We start from the raw sequence: 16,230 nt of genomic DNA on the forward strand, positions 1-16,230 counted from the left end.
TACAGGGCGGTCGGCGAAGCGTTCCAACTCGAACCCCATCTCTACGATGGCAGACCGGGCAACGCCATATGCATCGCCTGCAAGGCAACGGCCCGCCGGCGAAAAGGCGGGCAGGCAACACGCCCGCCCGCCCGATGCGTCCTACTTGCCGAGTTCCTTCTCGAGCTCGGGAAGAATGGCGAAGAGGTCGCCGACCAGGCCGTAGTCGGCGACCTGGAAGATGGGGGCTTCCTCGTCCTTGTTGATGGCGACGATGACCTTCGAGTCCTTCATGCCGGCCAGGTGCTGGATGGCACCGGAAATGCCGACTGCGATATAGAGCTCGGGCGCAACCACCTTTCCGGTCTGGCCGACCTGCCAGTCGTTCGGCGCGTAGCCTGCGTCCACCGCGGCGCGCGAGGCACCCACGGCGGCGCCGAGCTTGTCGGCGACAGGCTCGATCACCTTGGCGAAGTTCTCCTTGGAGCCGAGCGCGCGGCCGCCGGAGATGATGATCTTGGCGGCGCCGAGCTCGGGCCGGTCGGACTTGGCGATCTCCTCGCCGGAGAAGGTCGACAGGCCCGGATCGGCAGCAGCGGAGGCCGCCTCGACCGGGGCCGGGCCGCCGGCGCCAGCCGCCTGGAACGAGGCGGTGCGCACCGTGATGACCTTCTTCGTGTCGGTCGACTGCACCGTCTGGAGGGCGTTGCCGGCATAGATCGGCCGCTCGAACGTGTCGGGCGAGACGACCTTGGTGATGTCGGAGATCTGCATCACGTCGAGCAGGGCCGCGACGCGCGGCATGACATTCTTGCCATTGGCGGTGGAGGGGGCGACGATGTTGTCGAAGCCGCCGGCGAGCGAGACGATGAGGGCGGCGGTCGGCTCGGCCAGCATGTGGGCATAGGCCGCGTCGTCGGCGACCAGCACCTTCGCGACGCCGTCGAGCCTGGAGGCCGCCTCGGCAGCAGCCGCGCAGCCCGAGCCGGCCACCAGGACAGTGACCGGTGCACCGAGCGCGGCTGCGGCGGTCAGCGCCTTCAGCGTCGGGTCCTTGATGGCCTTGTTGTCGTGTTCGGCGAGGAGGAGAGTAGCCATCAGAGCACCCCGGCTTCGTTCTTCAGCTTGGCGACGAGCTCGGCCACCGAGCCGACCTTGACGCCGGCCTTGCGACCACCGGGCTCGGCGGTCTTGAGCACCTTCAGCCGCGGGGCGACATCGACGCCGTAGGAGTCGGGCGCCTTCTCGTCGATGGGCTTCTTCTTGGCCTTCATGATGTTGGGCAGCGAGGCATAGCGCGGCTCGTTGAGTCGCAGGTCCGTGGTCACGATGGCCGGCGTCTTCAGCGACACCGTCTGCAGGCCGCCATCGACCTCACGGGTCACCGACACGCTGTCACCGGACAGTTCCACCTTCGAGGCGAAAGTGCCCTGGCCCCAGCCGAGCAGGGCGGCCAGCATCTGGCCGGTCTGGTTCGAATCGTCGTCGATCGCCTGCTTGCCGAGGATGACCAGGCCGGGGGCTTCCTCCCCGACGACACCCTTGAGGATCTTGGCGACCGCCAGCGGCTCGACGGTTGCGTCCGTCTTCACGTGGATGCCGCGGTCGGCGCCCATGGCGAGAGCGGTGCGGATGGTTTCGGCCGCGCCCTGCGGGCCGATGGACACCACCACGATTTCGGTGGCCGCGCCCTTTTCCTTCAGGCGGATCGCCTCCTCGACGGCAATCTCGTCGAAGGGGTTCATCGACATCTTCACATTGGCCAGTTCGACCCCGGAGCCATCGGGCTTCACGCGGATCTTCACGTTGTAATCGACGACCCGCTTCACGGGCACAAGGATCTTCATCGCATCCCTCCCCGAAACGGGTCATTTCCCGTCCGGATGATCGGTTTTCAGGTCCATTCGACCGGCCGCGCACCGTAGAAGCGGCCCCGCGGGGTGTCAACGAAACGGCCGGCGCGCCCGCATAGGGCCTTCGGGTGATGCATTGCAACAAAAAGCAGGCGGAACGGCTTCAGAAATCGAGCCGTGCCACCACCGGGGCGTGGTCGGAGGGCCGGTCCCAGCCGCGTGCGCCGCGCACCACCTCGAAGCCGCGCATGGCCGGAGCGAGTGAGGGGCTCACCCAGACATGGTCGAGGCGCCGACCCTTGTCGGCGGCCGCCCAGTCGGGCGAGCGGTAGCTCCACCACGTGTAGAGCTTTTCCGGCTCGGGGGTCAGTTCGCGCATCATGTCGAGCCAACCACCGGCGCGCGCCACTTCGGTCAGCCGGCGACGTTCCAGCGGCGTGTGCGAGACGACCTTTGCCAGTTGCTTCGAGCTCCAGACGTCGTGTTCCAGCGGCGCGATGTTGAGATCGCCCACCAGGATCGAGCGCGTTGGTCCGTCGGCAACCCGCAGCCCGTCCCAGGCCTCCATCTCGTCCAGAAAGGCCAGCTTGTGGGCAAATTTCGGGTTGATCGCAGGGTCCGGCTCGTCGCCCCCGGCGGGGACGTAGAAATTGTGGATGCGCGTGCCCGCGGCCGGCCCGTCGGCCAGAGTCACGGCAATGTGGCGGGCATCGGCCTTGTCGCAGAAGCCGCGGCGATCGACGTCCTTCAGCGCGTGACGCGAGAAGATCGCGACGCCATGATAGCCCTTCTGGCCGTGGATCGCGACGTGGTCGAAGCCCATCTTCTTGACGTCGGCCAGCGGAAACTGCCCGTCCATGCATTTGGTCTCCTGCAGGCACAGGACGTCCGGCCGGTGGCTGTCAACGAAGCGGGCCACCGCCTCGATGCGCAGTCGGACGGAATTGATGTTCCAGGTGGCGATGGTCAGGGGCATTGGGTCCTCGGGGGCGCGGCGACCATAGAGCCGGGGCGGTGCGGCGGGAAGCGGTCCGGCCCGGCTGTCCACGGATCGCGAGGCGGCCGGTCGACGGTCGCGCTTGCACGCAGCGGCCGACGCGGTTTGATGGGGGCTCGAACGATTCGGCGGGGAGGCCGCGACATGCCGACGCTGTTCCGCTTCCTGGTGGTGCTCACCCTGATTGCCGGCGTGGTCTTCGCCGGCATGGCGGCGCTTGCCTATCTGGTCGAGCCGGAACCGCGCGACATGTCGGTCACCATCCCGCCCGCGCGGCTGCAGCCGCAGCGCTGAGGCCATTGTGACCGCCGCGGGCCGCATCGACCTGTTCCTCGACATGATGGCGGCCGAGCGCGGCGCTTCCGTCAATACGCTCGCGGCCTATCGCCGCGACCTCGAGGACTATGCCGGCTTCCTGGCCGGCGAGGGGGCCGGCCCCGACAGCGCGACGACCGATCTCGTCCGCGGCTTTCTCGCCGACTGCCAGTCGCGCGGGCTGAAGGCCGCCTCGGTCGCCCGCCGGCTCTCGGCGGTGCGCCAGCTTCACCGCTTCCTGTTCTCGGAAGGGCTGGTTCCCGACGATCCGGCGGCCGTGCTGGAGGGGCCGAAGCGTGCGCGGCCGCTGCCGAAGACGCTCGGACTGATGGATGTCGACCGGCTGATCGCGGTCTCGAAGGAAGGCATCGACGATGCGGCCCGCCCGCCCGGCGAGCGCTGGCGGGCGGCGCGGCTCAACTGCCTCATCGAACTCCTCTATGCGACCGGCCTGCGCATTTCCGAGCTGATCGCCCTGCCGGTGACCGCCGCACGGCGCGACCAGCGCTTCCTGGTGGTGACCGGCAAGGGCGGCAAGGAACGCATCGTGCCGCTGAACGATGCGGCGAAGGATGCCATGGCGACCTACCTCGCCCTGCGCGATGCGGCCGGTCTGGGGCCGTCGAAATGGCTGTTTCCGTCGTCGGGGGAGAGCGGCCATCTGACGCGCCAGCATGTCGGGCGGGAGTTGAAGGCCCTTGCCGGTGCGGCCGGCCTGCCGGCCGCGCAGCTTTCGCCGCATGTGCTCCGCCACGCCTTTGCCAGCCACCTGTTGCAGAACGGCGCGGACCTGCGATCGGTGCAGCAGCTGCTCGGCCATTCCGATATCGCGACCACGCAGATCTACACCCATGTGCTGGACGAGCGGCTGAAAGGCCTCGTGCGAGACCTGCATCCGCTCGGCGACGGCGGGTGATCCGCCGCCGGGGCGGGCTCTTCCCTTGACTTGCCACCCCCTGACAGGCATTTGCTCGCGCTTCCCAAGGCCTTCGGGCCGAGATCGAGCCCCTGGCCGGCAACCGCTCTGATGCGTAGCTATCTCGACTTCGAAAAACCGATCGCGGAACTGGAGTCCAAGGTCGAGGAACTGCGCGAACTGGCGCAGCGGGACGGCTCGGTCTCGATCACCGAGGAGCTGACGCGTCTGGAGCAGAAGGCCGACCAGGCGCTGAAGGACCTCTATCTGACGCTGACGCCCTGGCAGAAGACGCTGGTCGCGCGTCATCCCGGCCGGCCCCATGCGCTGGACTATATCGGTGCCCTGCTCGAGGACTTCACGCCGCTTGCCGGAGACCGCGTGTTCGGCGAGGACGAGGCCATTGTCGGCGGCTTCGGCCGCTTCCGCGGCGAGAGCGTCTGCATTCTCGGCCACGAGCGCGGCAACACGACGGAACTGCGCATCCGGCACAATTTCGGCATGGCCCGCCCGGAGGGCTACCGCAAGGCGGTGCGCCTGATGGAAACGGCCCAGCGCTTCGATATCCCGGTGATCTCGCTGGTCGACACCGCCGGCGCCTATCCCGGCATCGGCGCGGAGGAGCGCGGCCAGGCCGAGGCGATTGCTCGCTCCACCGACTGCAGCCTGGGTCTTGGCGTGCCGAACATTGCGGTGATCATCGGCGAAGGTGGCTCGGGCGGCGCCATCGCCATCGCCACGGCGAGCCGCGTACTGATGCTGGAACACGCCATCTACAGCGTCATATCGCCGGAGGGTGCGGCCTCGATCCTGTGGCGCGACACCGCCAAGGCGCAGGAGGCGGCGACCAGCATGAAGATCACCGCGCAGGACCTGATGCGCTTCGGCGTCATCGACCAGATCGTGCCCGAGCCGGTGGGCGGCGCCCATCGCGATACGGGTGCGGCGATCGCGCGCGTGGGCGATGCGGTGGAGGAGGCCCTGCGCGGCTTTGCCGGCCTTGGGGCCGACGAGGTCCGGCGGCTCCGGCGCGAGAAGTTTCTGGCGGTCGGCAGGGCCCTCTGAGGGGTCTGCCCCACCTTCGCCACGATCCCTGTCTTGATGAGTGTTTCGTTAACCCTCGGCTGTCTTTTGCGCCGCTTGCGGTAACCAGAGGTTGACGCTATCGGTCGGTTTCAAGGGTCCGTTAAGGATCTCCGGCGCCAAGGTTGTCGCGCTCGAGGGCATTCTCCGCTCGGAAACGGGAGCAGACATTGCAGCAGACGGCTCGTGCCGCCGCAGGCGCATCGCGGGTAAGGGGACTGAAGCTTGCCGTCCCGGCAATGCTGCTGGCGATGGCGCTCGGCGCCTGCCAGGACACGTCCATGTCGCGCAACAACCCCAACCGCGGCAACGTCCCCCTGTCCCAGGCGGTCGTTGAGGAACTGGGCAACCGGGGCATGACCCGCACCTCGCCGGTGCTGATCCGCATCTTCAAGGAAGAGGCCGAGCTCGAGGTGTGGAAGCGCGACCGCGGCGGCCGCTTCGCGCTCTTCAAGGTCTATCCGATCTGCAACTATTCCGGCGAACTCGGTCCCAAGGTCCGCGAGGGCGACCGCCAGTCGCCCGAAGGGTTCTACCAGGTCAATATGGGTCTGATGAATCCGCGCTCGTCCTATTATCTGGCCTTCAACATGGGCTTTCCGAACCAGTTCGACCGCTCCTACGGCCGCACCGGCTCGCATCTGATGGTGCACGGCGACTGCTCCTCGCGCGGCTGCTACGCCATGACCGACGAGGCCATCGCCGAGGTCTACGCGCTCGCCCGCGACGCGCTGCAGGGCGGTCAGGAGAGCTTCCAGGTGCAGGCCTTCCCGTTCCGGATGACGCCACGCAACATGGCCCGTCACCGCAACAGCCCTCACATGGCCTTCTGGCGCAACCTGAAGGAAGGCTACGATCATTTCGAGGTGACGCGGCATGAGCCGCAGGTGGATGTCTGCGAGCGCCGCTACGTGTTCAACGCCGTGGCACCGAACTCGGCGCTGGCTCAGGCCGGCGGTTCTTCGACCCGCGAGATGATTGCCCCCGACCCTTGGGCCGGCACGCGCAACACCCGCGGCACGTCGCGGGCCAATGTGACCACCACGGCGGCCCCGCGCACGCCGGTTCCGGTTTCGCTCAACCAGCCGGTCACGACGGTTGCCCCGGTCACGCGGGCGGCCCCCGCCGAACCGTCCCGCTCGATGCGCCAGCGCTTCACCGCCATCAGCGGCGACACGTCCGCAGAGCGCCCGCCCTTCCAGGCGGCCGGCCGCTGCCCGGCCTTCGTGGTGCCGCCCGCGATCCGCGAGGCGGTGGCTGCCAAGCAGGCGCGCGACAATGTCATGATCGCCTCGCTGTCACGGCAGATTACGGCCGCTCCGGCCCGCACGGGCATCGATGGCGGAACCCATCGCAGCTTTGCCGGCCGGTTCACCGATCGGCGCATCCGTGTCGGCTCGACGGAATCGGAATCGACGCTGGCTGCAGCGTCCTCGACGCCGGTCACGCTCGAGGCCGCCTCCGGCCAGGCGCCTGCTTCGGTGGCCGCCGCCGCTCCCGCTGCCACAGCGCCGGCGGCGACCGCCGCGGCTCCGCAGAACGAGACCGTGGCCACCCGGTCACCGGCCGGCACGTCTGCCCAGGCCCCGACGCTTTCGGCCTTCGCGCCGGTCGAGCCTGCGCCGGCCGCCGAGCCGCGGTCCGGCAACTGGTTCACGCGCCTGATGGGCCGGGACCAGCCGGCCGCGATACAGCCCGCCTCAACCGCGCCGGCTGTCGCCGCGCCGACCCCTCAGCCCAGGCCCCAGGCTGCAGCCGCGTCACGTAACCGCAGCAACTGAGGCCGGCCGCAGCGCAGGCCCGGACCGTTCAGGCGGCCAGCGGATAGGTCTCCTCGACCACATAGGGGCCGCCGCCGACCGAATCCTTGGCCGAGAACAGGGCGAAGCGCGGCACCAGAAAGCTGCGGCTCATGAACAGGCCGCGCAGCGCGATCCAGTCGGCAACCCCGCGTGAGGTGGTCTCGCGGCCGAGGCGGGCCAGCGAGACATGCGGCCGGAACTTGCGCGATTCCGGCTGCAGGCCGAAGCGGCGCATGATCCGCTCGTGTTCGGCCTGAAGCTCCACCAGCGGCTGGCTGGCCTTGACCTCGATGAACACCGAGCGTGGCTTGTCGCCGCCGAACGAGCCGAGCCCTGTCAGCGTCACCTCGATCGGCCGACGCTTCACCGCATAGAGCATGTCGGCGATGTCGTTGGCGGTGCGATCGTCAACGTCGCCGATGAAGCGCAGGGTGATGTGGAAGTCGTTCGGATCGTTCCAGCGGGCGCCGGTCAGCCCGCCCTGCAGCAATGCCAGTTCCTCGGCCATGGTCTCGGGAACCTCAAGACCGGTGAAGATCCGGGGCATGGCAACCTCCCTGACACGCGGGGCATCGAATCGCTTCGATACCCTCCGAGATTGACGCTGGCGGGCGGCGATGTCACGCCCGTGACACCGCGCGTCAGCCGGTTTTCAAGGCCGTCCAATGGTCGAGAAAGGCATCGAGCCACTGGCGGACGGCCGGGTCGTGCTGGTAGCGCCCGTCGAAATGATCCTGACGGGGCCGGGCATTTGGCGAGGCCATGCGCTCGTGCGCGCGCGTGGTCCAGCGGTTCATCATCCAGTGGGTGACCTCCGGGTGGAACTGGATGCCATAGGCGCAGCGCCCGACCCGGATGGCCTGGGTCTCGAAACAATCGCCGGTGGCCAGCAGCTCGGCGCCGGCCGGCGGGTCGAAGCCCTCGCGATGCCACTGATACACATGGTCGGGCCAGGGCAACTCGGTGCGGGCCGCCTCGGTCGGATAGATCGGATAATAGCCGACCTCGACATGGCCCTCGGGGTGGAAGTCGACCTTTGCGCCGAGATGGCGGGCAAGCATCTGCGCGCCCAGGCAGATGCCGAGGAAGGGAAGTTCCTGCTTCAGCGCGGTGCCGATCCAGTCGATCTCGGCCTTGATGTAGTCGTCCGGATCGTTCGCGCTCATCGGGCCGCCGAAGATGACCGCACCGGCGAATGCGCGCGTGCAGTCGGGCAGCGGGTCGCCGAAGCGCGGCCTGCGGATGTCGAGGCGGAAGCCGCGCTCCTGGAGCAGGCGGCCGACACGGCCGGGGGTCGAATGCTCCTGGTGCAGGACGACGAGCATGGTGTCGGGGCGGTCGGGTCCGCGACCCGTGCGGGGCCTTCGCGCCCGCTTCACGGGGCCGGACACCGTCGGGTCGCTGCGCAGGAGAGGGCGCGAGGGCATGGGACCTGCTCACGTGGCGCGGAAAAACCGGCTCGGAACTGCCGACGCGCACATGGTGATGAAAATGCAGGCGTGGTTAAAGATTGCTGAACGGAATGGCAGATGTGCGTTGCACAAACATCACATCCGGCCGGTCAGCGCCCTCGCCAGCACGGCTGCCTCCACCGGCTTCTGCAGCACGACGTCGAACAGGCCCGGCAGCATGTCGGCCGGGTCGTCGCCGGACAGCGCCACCAGCCGGGGATGACCGACGCGGGCCTTCATGGCGATGGCAACCGCCGCGCCGTCCATGTCCGGCATGCGCCGGTCGATCACGGCCACGTCGAAATGCGTGTCGGCAAAGGCTTCCAGCGCGGCGTGGCCGCCATCGACCGCGGTCACGCGGTGTCCGAGCGCCGTGACGATGCGCGAGACGACCTCGCGCGAATAGGGGTGATCGTCTGCGATCAGCACGTTCAGGCTGGCGACCGGCATGGTTCTGTCATGGTGACGGGTCCGCCAGCATGACGGACATGCACGAGTCCTAACGGTCATTGTCCAACAAATGGTTTATTGGCCGGGCCTCTCCCTCGGACGGCTCGCCCGGATGACCGATCTTTTCCTTCTCGTCCTGCCGGTCTTCGGACTGGTCGCCCTCGGCTATGCCGCCGGCCTGTTCGGGCTGATCGGCGAGCGCGCGAACGAGGGGCTGACCTCCTATCTGTTCGTCATCGGCTCGCCGGCCCTGATCTTCAAGCTGCTGACCGCCGCCAGCTTTCCCGACGTGTTTCCGTGGGGCTACTGGATCGCCTATTACGCCGGTATGGCCGCGATCTGGGTGGCGGCGACGATCCTCACCGCCCGCCTGTTCCGTCGTCCCCACGGCGAAGCCGTCATCGCCGGACTTGCCGCCGGCCAGGCGAACACGGTCCTCATCGGCATTCCGATCATCCTGAAGGCCTATGGCGAGGCGGCGGCCTTTCCGATCGCCATGCTCATGGCGGTTAACCTGCCGATCACCATGACGGCGGCGACGCTGATGCTGGAGGGCACGCGGGCTGCCCGCGGCGGAGCGCTGGCGGCAAGGCTGGCCAAGGGGCTTGCCACCCACCCGCTCCTGCTCGCAATCGTGGCGGGACTGGCCGCGCAGGCCGTCGGCTTCCGTCCCTCGGGGGCCTTCGGCTCCATGCTGGGCATGGTGGCGGACGCGACCATCCCGCTGTCGCTGATCGCGCTCGGCCTGTCGCTCAAGACCTACGGGGTGCGGGCCGACGTGCCGGTGGCGCTGATGGTCAGCGCGCTGCGGCTGCTGGTTCACCCGCTCATCGCCTGGGTGATCGCCGCCCATGTCTTCGCCCTGCCACCGGCGTGGACCGGCACGGTGGTGCTGTTCGCCGCCATGCCGGCCGGCATCAACGCCTATCTGTTCGCCGCCCGCTACGGCGAGGGCGTCGGCATCGCCTCGACGTCGGTCGCGCTGTCGACCGCGCTCTCGGTTCTCAGTTCCATCCTCTGGCTGAGGGTTCTCGGGGTAGGGTGACGGTGGCGATGGCGTTCTGACGGTTCATGCGCCGTTCAGACCGGAACGGCACAATTGCACGCAATCGTGATGTATAGGATGCTTGGCGCCTCAGTAGCGGGCCGGCCAGCAGCGGGTGTCAGCGTTCCATGTCTTCCGCATCCGGTGCCGCGTCCCAGGACGGGCTCGACCGCAAGGTCTTTCGTGACTTCTTCGCGTTGACGCTGGGCTGGTGGACCGGTCCGACGGCCCGCAACGCGTGGTTTCTGACCGCAGCGCTTGCCGGCTGTCTGGTCATCAATGTCGGCATCAATTTCGCGGTCAACACCTGGAACCGGCGCTTCTTCGACGCATTGGAAGCCACTGACACGAACACCGTCTTCTGGGCGGTGATCGTCTTCCTCGGGCTGGTCTTCTGCGCGGCGGCCGTCGGGGTGGGCATCGTGCTGTCGCGTGAGACGCTGCAGGTGCGCTGGCGCGCCTGGCTGGTCGGCTCGATCCTCGACCGCTGGATCGGCGGCCAGCGCTATTACCGAATGGGCCTTGCCCGCACCGAGCCTGCCAATCCCGAATACCGCATTGCCGACGACACGCGCATGGCTACCGAGCCGATCGTCGACTTCGCCATCGGCCTCCTGTCCTCGGTGATCTCGGCGCTGACCTTCGTCGGCGTGCTCTGGGTGGTGGGCGGTTCGCTCACCGTGCCGGTCGGCGGCTCCACCTTCGTCATCCCCGGCTACATGGTGCTGGCCGCCATCGTCTATGGCGTCACGGTCTCCGCGCTCATGCTCTGGGTCGGCCGTAAGCTGCCGGGGGCGGTCGCCCGCCGCAATGAGGGCGAGGCCAAGCTGCGCTTCGAACTGACGCGGCTGCGCGAGAATGCCGAGAGCGTGGCGCTGATCCGCGGCGAGGCCGACGAGCGGCGCCTGCTGGGCACGACTTATGCCGATCTGGTCACCCGGCTGGCTCGGCGTGGTGCGGCGGCATGGCCACATCACCTGGCTGACCAATTCCAGCGGTGTGTTCATCCCGGTCCTGCCGCTGCTGCTCGCCGCGCCGAAATATCTCTCCGGCGAGTTCACGCTGGGACAGGTCACGCAGCTGGCCGGTGCCTTCATGCAGGTCCAGATCGCCATCGCCTGGCTGGTCGACAACTTCAAGGCGGTGGCCCAGTGCTACGCCTCGATGCAGCGCGTCACCGCCCTGACCAATGCCGTTGACGACATCGACCGGGACTTCGACGCCAACCATACCGGCGGCATCGTGCTGGCGCCGTCCGGCTCCGGGGTGGTGCGGCTCGACGAACTGACCATCGCCGACCGCGCGGGCCGCGTGCTGATCGACCGCGCCGACGCCCGCATCGAGCCCGGCGAGAAGGTGATGGTGTCCGGCGAGAGCGGCACCGGCAAGTCAACGCTGGTGCGGGCGTTGGCCGGGCTCTGGCCCTGGGGCACGGGCGTCATCGCCCTGCCGGCCGGCGGCACGGTTGCCTTCGTTCCGGAGCGGTCCTACCTGCCGGCCGGCTCCCTGCGCGAGGCCCTGCTCTATCCGGCCCAGTCGGCGGTGGTCGACGATGCCGTTCTCGGCGAGGCTCTCGCCGATGCGGGGCTCGGCTATCTGGTGAACCGGCTCGGCGACGCCGAGCGCTGGGACCATGTGCTGTCCAACGGCGAGCGCCAGCGCCTGGCGGCCGCAAGGCTGCTCGTCCAAAAGCCCGATCTCGTTATCCTCGACGGCGCCACCAGCGCGCTCGACGAGGCGGGCGAGGCCCGCCTGATGCACACGCTTCTTGCGGCGCTCGACCAGTCCACCCTGATCAGCGTCGGCCTGAGGCCGGGCCTTGAACCGCTCCACACCCGCCGCCTGGTCCTGACCCGTGGCGAACAGGGCGCGCGGCTTGCCTCGCATGTCCTGACGCCTCACCCGCAATCCTCCTGACACCCCGCGCAAACGAGAAAGATCAGCGCCATGAGCCTCCATATCTGGGATCACTTCTGGGACCTCAGGGTCAAGGAATGCCCCTGCGACGTCCACTTCTGCGACTGGCTCGAGGAGAACAACGTCCGGGAAAAGGCCATCTTCCATTTCGGCACCGGCGGCCACCACATCCTCGGCCTGCACAATGTCGAGAAGGGACTGAAGAATGCCATTCTCGGCATCACCGCCTCGCCCGGCGAGATCCGGACCTACGAGACGATGATCGTCGAGAATCCGGAGCTCGGCTGGGGCTACAAGGCCTATTTCGGCGACATTTACCAGCTCGACAAGCGGCTGCTGCCGATGTTCGACATCGTCACCCTGTTCCATGTCGGCGAATTCCGCGGGCCGGAGAACGATTCCTATGGCGCGCTGACGGACTACGAGATGGTCAAGCTGCTGGCCGGCCAGACCAGGCCGGGCGGCACGATGGCCTTCTATGCCGGCTCGTTCGCCTACGAGAAGGGCAAGATCGAGCACGACCGCATGGTCGCCGAAGGCTATCTGACGCCCAAGGGGCAGTACAAGACGCTGCCGCTGTTCGAGCGGACGACCAAGCCGGTCTGAGGCGGAGGCGGTTGTCCGGCGGCTTGCCAAGCCGCCGGCTTCGGTCGATCATGACGGCATCGTGACGCGTTCCGGAGCGCCCGAAGGAGCCTCATGTCCGATCCCGATGCCAGCCAGTCCGGCACCGTCGTTCCCCTGAACGCCGGTGCCGCCGCCCTTCCGAAGGTCTCTTTCGACCGGCGCGAACTGCAGCAGATCCTGCAACTCTATGGCCGCATGGTCTCGGCGGGCGAATGGCGGGACTATGCCATCGACTTCCTGCGCACCAAGGCGGTTTTCGCCATTTTCCGGCGCGCGTCGGAAATGCCGCTCTACCGGATCGAGAAGAACCCCGAACTGAAGCAGGGCGCCTATTCGGTGGTGAGTGCGACCGGCCAGATCCTCAAGCGCGGCCCGGATTTGCGGCGCGTGCTGGCGGTGCTGGAAAAGCCGCTGCGGGTCGTCCAGTAGCTGGAGCGATTGTCGCAGGCCCGTCGTGCTGCATTGCGGCGGGGCCTGACCGGCTGTTACCACTCCCCCGTTCCCCCGGTTGCCCGCGCAGGCCTCACCTGATCGCGGCGGGGTCGCCATGAGCGGCGACCCGGATGGGAGGCGGCCTTGGCGGCAGGTGAGGAACGGTCGATCGTTGCGGCAGGGACCGGGACCGCCTGGCATGCGCTGCCGGGACAAGAGGTCTTGGGCATTCTGGGTGCCGAGGCCCGCGGTCTCGACTCCGGCGAGGCAGCCCGCCGCCTGGCCGAGCATGGTCCCAATGTGCTGCCGGCATCTGCCGGACGTCATCCGCTCATCCGCTTCCTCGGCCAGTTTCACAGCGCGCTGATCTACTTCCTGCTGGCGGCTGCTGCTGCTGCCCTTGTGCTCGGCCACCGGGTCGATGCCGGGGTGATCGTTGCCGTCGTGATGATCAATGCCATCATCGGCTTCATCCAGGAGGACAGGGCGGAACGGGCACTCAGCGCCATCGGCCGGATGGTCGCGCCGCGCGCCCACGCCTATCGCGACGGCCGGCGCGTGACGCTGCCGGTCGCCGATCTGGTGCCGGGCGATATCGTGCTCGTCGAGGCGGGCGACCGCGTGCCGGCGGATCTCAGGCTCATCCGCGCCCGCGGCCTCACGGTGGAGGAGGCCATGCTGACCGGCGAGTCGGTCGCCGCCGAGAAGCACGAGGACCGCGTCGCGCCGGAGGCGCCTCTCGGCGACCGCATCTGCATGGCCTTCTCGGGGACGCTGGTCGCGGCCGGGCAGGGCACAGGCGTCGTGGTCGCGACCGGAGCTGCCACCCAGATCGGCCAGATCAGCGCCCTGATCGCGGGCGTTGCGACGCTGACCACGCCCCTGCTGCGCCAGATCAACGATTTCGCCAGGCGCTTCACCTGGGCAACCTTCGCCGTGGCGCTGGCCCTGTTCCTGTTTGCCACGCAGCTGCGCGGCTACGGCTGGACCGAGGCGCTGATCGCGGTCGTGGCGCTCGCGGTCGGTGCGATCCCGGAGGGCTTGCCGGCGGTCATCACCATCACGCTGGCGATCGGCGTCCAGCGGATGGCCGCGCGCAGGGCGGTGATCCGCCGCCTGCCGGCAGTCGAGACGCTGGGCGCCACCTCGGTCATCTGTTCGGACAAGACCGGCACGCTGACCCGCAACGAGATGGTCGCCCGCCGCGTCGCGGTCGCTGGCCATATGCTGGCTGCTGCGGGCGAGGGCTATGCGCCTCAGGGAGCCCTCAGCGACGGCGATGGTATTGACGATGTCGCGGCGCTGGAGGCGGCGGCCGGAATCATCCGCTGCGGGCTGCTGTGCAACGATGCCGAACTCGGCCAGCGCGAGGGACGGTGGGTTGTCGATGGCGATCCCATGGAAGGCGCGCTGGTGGCGCTGGCGATGAAGGCCGGCCTCGACCCGGCACAGCTGCGCCTCGAGTGGCCGCGCTCGGACGAGATCCCCTTCGATGCCCGCTACCGCTACATGGCGACCCGCCACCGCGCGCCCGACGGCCGTCACGCCATCTTCGTCAAGGGCGCGCCGGAGCAGCTTCTCGCCATGTGCCGGAGCGAGGCCGCGACCGGGGGCGAGCGGCCGATCGATGCGGCCGCCTGGGAGCGGCTCATCGCGGCGGCCGCGTCCGATGGCGAACGGGTGCTCGGCTTTGCGGTGAGGCCGGATGCGCGTGCCGACGGCCCGCTCGGCCATGGCGATCTCGACGACCGCCTCGTCTTCCTCGGGATCGTCGGCTTCATCGATCCGCCGCGCGAGGAGGTGAAGGCGGCGATCGCTGAATGCCGCTCAGCCGGCATCGCGGTGAAGATGATCACAGGCGACCATGGCGCCACCGCAGCTGCCATTGCCCGCCAGCTCGGCCTTGGCGACCGGGCCGGCGTGGTGACCGGTGCCGATCTCGATGCCACTCCGGATGACAGGCTGGCGGCCCTGGCCGGCGAGGCCGACGTCTTCGCCCGCACCAGTCCCGAGCACAAGCTGAGGATCGTGCGGGCGCTGCAATCGACCGGGCAGGTGGTGGCGATGACCGGCGATGGCGTCAACGACGCGCCGGCGCTGAAACAGGCCGATGTCGGCGTGGCCATGGGCATCAAGGGCACGGAGGCAGCCAAGGAGGCCTCCGAGATGGTGCTGCTGGACGACAATTTCGTGTCCATCGTCGCGGCCGTCCACGAGGGCCGGACGGTCTATGACAACATCCGCAAGGTGATCGCCTGGACGCTGCCGACCAATGGCGGGGAGGTGCTGATCGTCATCGCGGCGATCCTTGCCGGCTTCACCATGCCGATGACGCCTGCCCAGATCCTGTGGATCAACCTGGCGACCTCGGTGACGCTGGGCCTCGTGCTTGCCTTCGAGCCGCCGGAGCCGGGCGTGATGAAAAGGGCGCCGCGCGATCCGTCGGCGGCGCTGCTGTCGCCCTTCCTCGTCTGGCGCGTCGTGCTGGTCTCCGGCCTGTTCAGCCTCGCCATTCTCGGCATCTTCTTCTTCGCAAAGGCGCGCGGCCACGATGTCGAGACGGCCCGCACCATGGTGGTCAACCTGATCGTGGTGATGGAGATCTTCTACCTCTTCAACGTGCGCTACCTGCACGGCGGCTCGATCACGCTGAAGGGGCTGGCGGGGACGCCGGCCGTGCTCGGGGCGATCGCGGTGGTTGCCGCCGGCCAGCTTGCCTTCACCTATGCGCCGGTCATGCAGATGCTGTTCCAGACCCGCCCCGTGCCGCTGTTCGAAGGCATGGTGATCCTGGGCTGCGGGGTGGCGCTGCTGATGGTTCTGGAGGTCGAGAAGGCCATGCTGCGCCGGCTCGGCCTGTTTGCGGAACTCTCGGACCAGCCCGTCGCCGCCGGCCGGCAGCGCTGAAACGACAAGGCCCCGGCGGTGAAGCCGGGGCCCTGATGCGATGCTTGCGGGAGGCGCGCTCAGGCGTGGCCGGAAATCCACTGCTTCAGGGCGGCCTGCGGCGCGGCGCCGGTCTTCCGGTCGACCAGCTGGCCATCCTTGAAGATCATCAGCGTCGGGATCGACATGATGCCGTAATTCGACGCGATCTTCGGGTTCTCGTCGACATTGACCTTCACGATCTTCACCTTGTCACCCATCTCGGCCGAGATGGCGTCGAGCGCGGGGGCGATCGTGCGGCAGGGGCCGCACCAGGGAGCCCAGAAATCCACGACCACCGGAGCGGCGGAGTTGATGACGTCGGCCTCGAAGGTGGCGTCGGTGGTGGCTGAAACGGCACCCATGGCGGGTCTCCACGATGGTTGGAGGAATCGAACAGATGGACGGAAGGTAGGAAGCCCCCCCCGAAGGCGTCAA

The 16,230-nt window shown here is 68.3% G+C and carries 17 protein-coding genes; 10 read left to right on the plus strand and 7 right to left on the minus strand.

Features of this window, described 5'->3' with window-relative positions:
* Nucleotides 1–141: 141 nt before the first annotated feature.
* From ACTIFS_RS02165 to ACTIFS_RS02175, 3 genes are all read right to left on the minus strand, one after another.
* A complete protein-coding gene (locus ACTIFS_RS02165) occupies nt 142–1,077 on the minus strand; it encodes an electron transfer flavoprotein subunit alpha/FixB family protein (protein ID WP_439572386.1) in 936 nt (311 codons plus the stop codon).
* Complete coding sequence (locus ACTIFS_RS02170; RefSeq protein ID WP_439572387.1) at nt 1,077–1,826, minus strand: electron transfer flavoprotein subunit beta/FixA family protein; 750 nt, start codon at nt 1,824–1,826, stop codon at nt 1,077–1,079. The genes ACTIFS_RS02165 and ACTIFS_RS02170 overlap by 1 nt, the downstream gene beginning before the upstream one ends.
* A gap of 169 nt (nt 1,827–1,995) precedes the next feature.
* Nucleotides 1,996–2,808 (minus strand): exodeoxyribonuclease III, encoded by an 813-nt coding sequence (locus ACTIFS_RS02175; protein ID WP_439572388.1) that lies wholly within the window; start codon nt 2,806–2,808, stop codon nt 1,996–1,998.
* A gap of 165 nt (nt 2,809–2,973) precedes the next feature.
* Here ACTIFS_RS02175 and ACTIFS_RS02180 point away from each other — a divergent pair, with 165 nt between their 5' ends.
* The 4 genes from ACTIFS_RS02180 (at nt 2,974) to ACTIFS_RS02195 (ending at nt 6,924) form a co-directional block, all read left to right on the plus strand.
* Complete coding sequence (locus ACTIFS_RS02180; protein WP_439572389.1) at nt 2,974–3,123, plus strand: histidine kinase; 150 nt, start codon at nt 2,974–2,976, stop codon at nt 3,121–3,123.
* 7 nt (nt 3,124–3,130) lie between these two features.
* Nucleotides 3,131–4,060 carry a site-specific tyrosine recombinase XerD gene (locus ACTIFS_RS02185; protein ID WP_439572390.1) on the plus strand — a complete coding sequence of 310 codons (930 nt, stop codon included), beginning with the start codon at nt 3,131–3,133 and terminating at the stop codon, nt 4,058–4,060.
* A gap of 111 nt (nt 4,061–4,171) precedes the next feature.
* Nucleotides 4,172–5,125, plus strand: a complete 954-nt coding sequence (locus ACTIFS_RS02190) for an acetyl-CoA carboxylase carboxyltransferase subunit alpha (RefSeq protein WP_439572391.1) — start codon at nt 4,172–4,174, stop codon at nt 5,123–5,125.
* 257 nt (nt 5,126–5,382) lie between these two features.
* Nucleotides 5,383–6,924: a L,D-transpeptidase family protein gene (locus ACTIFS_RS02195; RefSeq protein ID WP_439572498.1), complete on the plus strand. Its 1,542-nt coding sequence runs from the start codon at nt 5,383–5,385 to the stop codon at nt 6,922–6,924.
* 28 nt (nt 6,925–6,952) lie between these two features.
* Here the strand turns inward: ACTIFS_RS02195 and thpR are convergent, their stop codons facing one another.
* From thpR to ACTIFS_RS02210, 3 genes are all read right to left on the minus strand, one after another.
* Complete coding sequence (gene thpR, locus ACTIFS_RS02200) at nt 6,953–7,492, minus strand: RNA 2',3'-cyclic phosphodiesterase (protein WP_439572392.1); 540 nt, start codon at nt 7,490–7,492, stop codon at nt 6,953–6,955.
* Nucleotides 7,493–7,586: 94 nt separating this feature from the next.
* Nucleotides 7,587–8,270, minus strand: a complete 684-nt coding sequence (locus ACTIFS_RS02205; RefSeq protein ID WP_439572499.1) for a glutamine amidotransferase — start codon at nt 8,268–8,270, stop codon at nt 7,587–7,589.
* A gap of 222 nt (nt 8,271–8,492) precedes the next feature.
* Nucleotides 8,493–8,846: a response regulator gene (locus tag ACTIFS_RS02210; RefSeq protein WP_439572393.1), complete on the minus strand. Its 354-nt coding sequence runs from the start codon at nt 8,844–8,846 to the stop codon at nt 8,493–8,495.
* 112 nt (nt 8,847–8,958) lie between these two features.
* Between ACTIFS_RS02210 and ACTIFS_RS02215 the strand changes: the two genes are divergently transcribed.
* From ACTIFS_RS02215 to ACTIFS_RS02240, 6 genes are all read left to right on the plus strand, one after another.
* The gene (locus tag ACTIFS_RS02215) at nt 8,959–9,891 is read left to right on the plus strand and encodes an AEC family transporter (protein WP_439572394.1); all 933 of its coding nucleotides are present in this window, start codon (nt 8,959–8,961) and stop codon (nt 9,889–9,891) included.
* 128 nt (nt 9,892–10,019) lie between these two features.
* Nucleotides 10,020–11,090, plus strand: coding sequence for an SbmA/BacA-like family transporter (locus tag ACTIFS_RS02220; RefSeq protein ID WP_439572395.1), 1,071 nt, complete (start codon nt 10,020–10,022; stop codon nt 11,088–11,090).
* Nucleotides 10,987–11,808: an ATP-binding cassette domain-containing protein gene (locus ACTIFS_RS02225; RefSeq protein WP_439572396.1), complete on the plus strand. Its 822-nt coding sequence runs from the start codon at nt 10,987–10,989 to the stop codon at nt 11,806–11,808. Before ACTIFS_RS02220 ends, ACTIFS_RS02225 begins: the two co-directional genes overlap by 104 nt.
* A 30-nt stretch (nt 11,809–11,838) precedes the next feature.
* A complete protein-coding gene (locus ACTIFS_RS02230; RefSeq protein WP_439572397.1) occupies nt 11,839–12,414 on the plus strand; it encodes a hypothetical protein in 576 nt (191 codons plus the stop codon).
* Between the two features lie 93 nt (nt 12,415–12,507).
* Nucleotides 12,508–12,864 (plus strand): DUF2794 domain-containing protein, encoded by a 357-nt coding sequence (locus ACTIFS_RS02235; RefSeq protein ID WP_439572398.1) that lies wholly within the window; start codon nt 12,508–12,510, stop codon nt 12,862–12,864.
* A gap of 147 nt (nt 12,865–13,011) precedes the next feature.
* Entirely contained in the window at nt 13,012–15,774 is a 2,763-nt protein-coding gene (locus ACTIFS_RS02240; protein WP_439572399.1) for a cation-transporting P-type ATPase, read from the plus strand.
* A 59-nt stretch (nt 15,775–15,833) separates the two neighbouring features.
* Here the strand turns inward: ACTIFS_RS02240 and trxA are convergent, their stop codons facing one another.
* Nucleotides 15,834–16,157: a thioredoxin gene (gene trxA / locus ACTIFS_RS02245; RefSeq protein WP_439572400.1), complete on the minus strand. Its 324-nt coding sequence runs from the start codon at nt 16,155–16,157 to the stop codon at nt 15,834–15,836.
* Nucleotides 16,158–16,230: the final 73 nt, after the last annotated feature.

The organism is Phreatobacter sp. (genome assembly GCF_051860605.1).
In the GTDB taxonomy this organism is placed as follows: Bacteria; Pseudomonadota; Alphaproteobacteria; order Rhizobiales; family Phreatobacteraceae; genus Phreatobacter.

What these genes read in the sequence shown, in the direction of transcription:
- thpR (WP_439572392.1), bottom strand. Translation starts at nt 7,492, where the DNA reads ATGCCCCGGATCTTCACCGGTCTTGAGGTTCCCGAGACCATGGCCGAG.
- ACTIFS_RS02170 (WP_439572387.1), bottom strand. Translation starts at nt 1,826, where the DNA reads ATGAAGATCCTTGTGCCCGTGAAGCGGGTCGTCGATTACAACGTGAAG.
- ACTIFS_RS02235 (WP_439572398.1), top strand. Translation starts at nt 12,508, where the DNA reads ATGTCCGATCCCGATGCCAGCCAGTCCGGCACCGTCGTTCCCCTGAAC.
- ACTIFS_RS02205 (WP_439572499.1), bottom strand. Translation starts at nt 8,270, where the DNA reads ATGCTCGTCGTCCTGCACCAGGAGCATTCGACCCCCGGCCGTGTCGGC.
- ACTIFS_RS02220 (WP_439572395.1), top strand. Translation starts at nt 10,020, where the DNA reads ATGTCTTCCGCATCCGGTGCCGCGTCCCAGGACGGGCTCGACCGCAAG.
- ACTIFS_RS02195 (WP_439572498.1), top strand. Translation starts at nt 5,383, where the DNA reads ATGCTGCTGGCGATGGCGCTCGGCGCCTGCCAGGACACGTCCATGTCG.
- ACTIFS_RS02175 (WP_439572388.1), bottom strand. Translation starts at nt 2,808, where the DNA reads ATGCCCCTGACCATCGCCACCTGGAACATCAATTCCGTCCGACTGCGC.
- ACTIFS_RS02230 (WP_439572397.1), top strand. Translation starts at nt 11,839, where the DNA reads ATGAGCCTCCATATCTGGGATCACTTCTGGGACCTCAGGGTCAAGGAA.
- ACTIFS_RS02215 (WP_439572394.1), top strand. Translation starts at nt 8,959, where the DNA reads ATGACCGATCTTTTCCTTCTCGTCCTGCCGGTCTTCGGACTGGTCGCC.
- ACTIFS_RS02165 (WP_439572386.1), bottom strand. Translation starts at nt 1,077, where the DNA reads ATGGCTACTCTCCTCCTCGCCGAACACGACAACAAGGCCATCAAGGAC.
- ACTIFS_RS02210 (WP_439572393.1), bottom strand. Translation starts at nt 8,846, where the DNA reads ATGCCGGTCGCCAGCCTGAACGTGCTGATCGCAGACGATCACCCCTAT.
- trxA (WP_439572400.1), bottom strand. Translation starts at nt 16,157, where the DNA reads ATGGGTGCCGTTTCAGCCACCACCGACGCCACCTTCGAGGCCGACGTC.
- ACTIFS_RS02190 (WP_439572391.1), top strand. Translation starts at nt 4,172, where the DNA reads ATGCGTAGCTATCTCGACTTCGAAAAACCGATCGCGGAACTGGAGTCC.
- ACTIFS_RS02225 (WP_439572396.1), top strand. Translation starts at nt 10,987, where the DNA reads ATGCAGGTCCAGATCGCCATCGCCTGGCTGGTCGACAACTTCAAGGCG.
- ACTIFS_RS02180 (WP_439572389.1), top strand. Translation starts at nt 2,974, where the DNA reads ATGCCGACGCTGTTCCGCTTCCTGGTGGTGCTCACCCTGATTGCCGGC.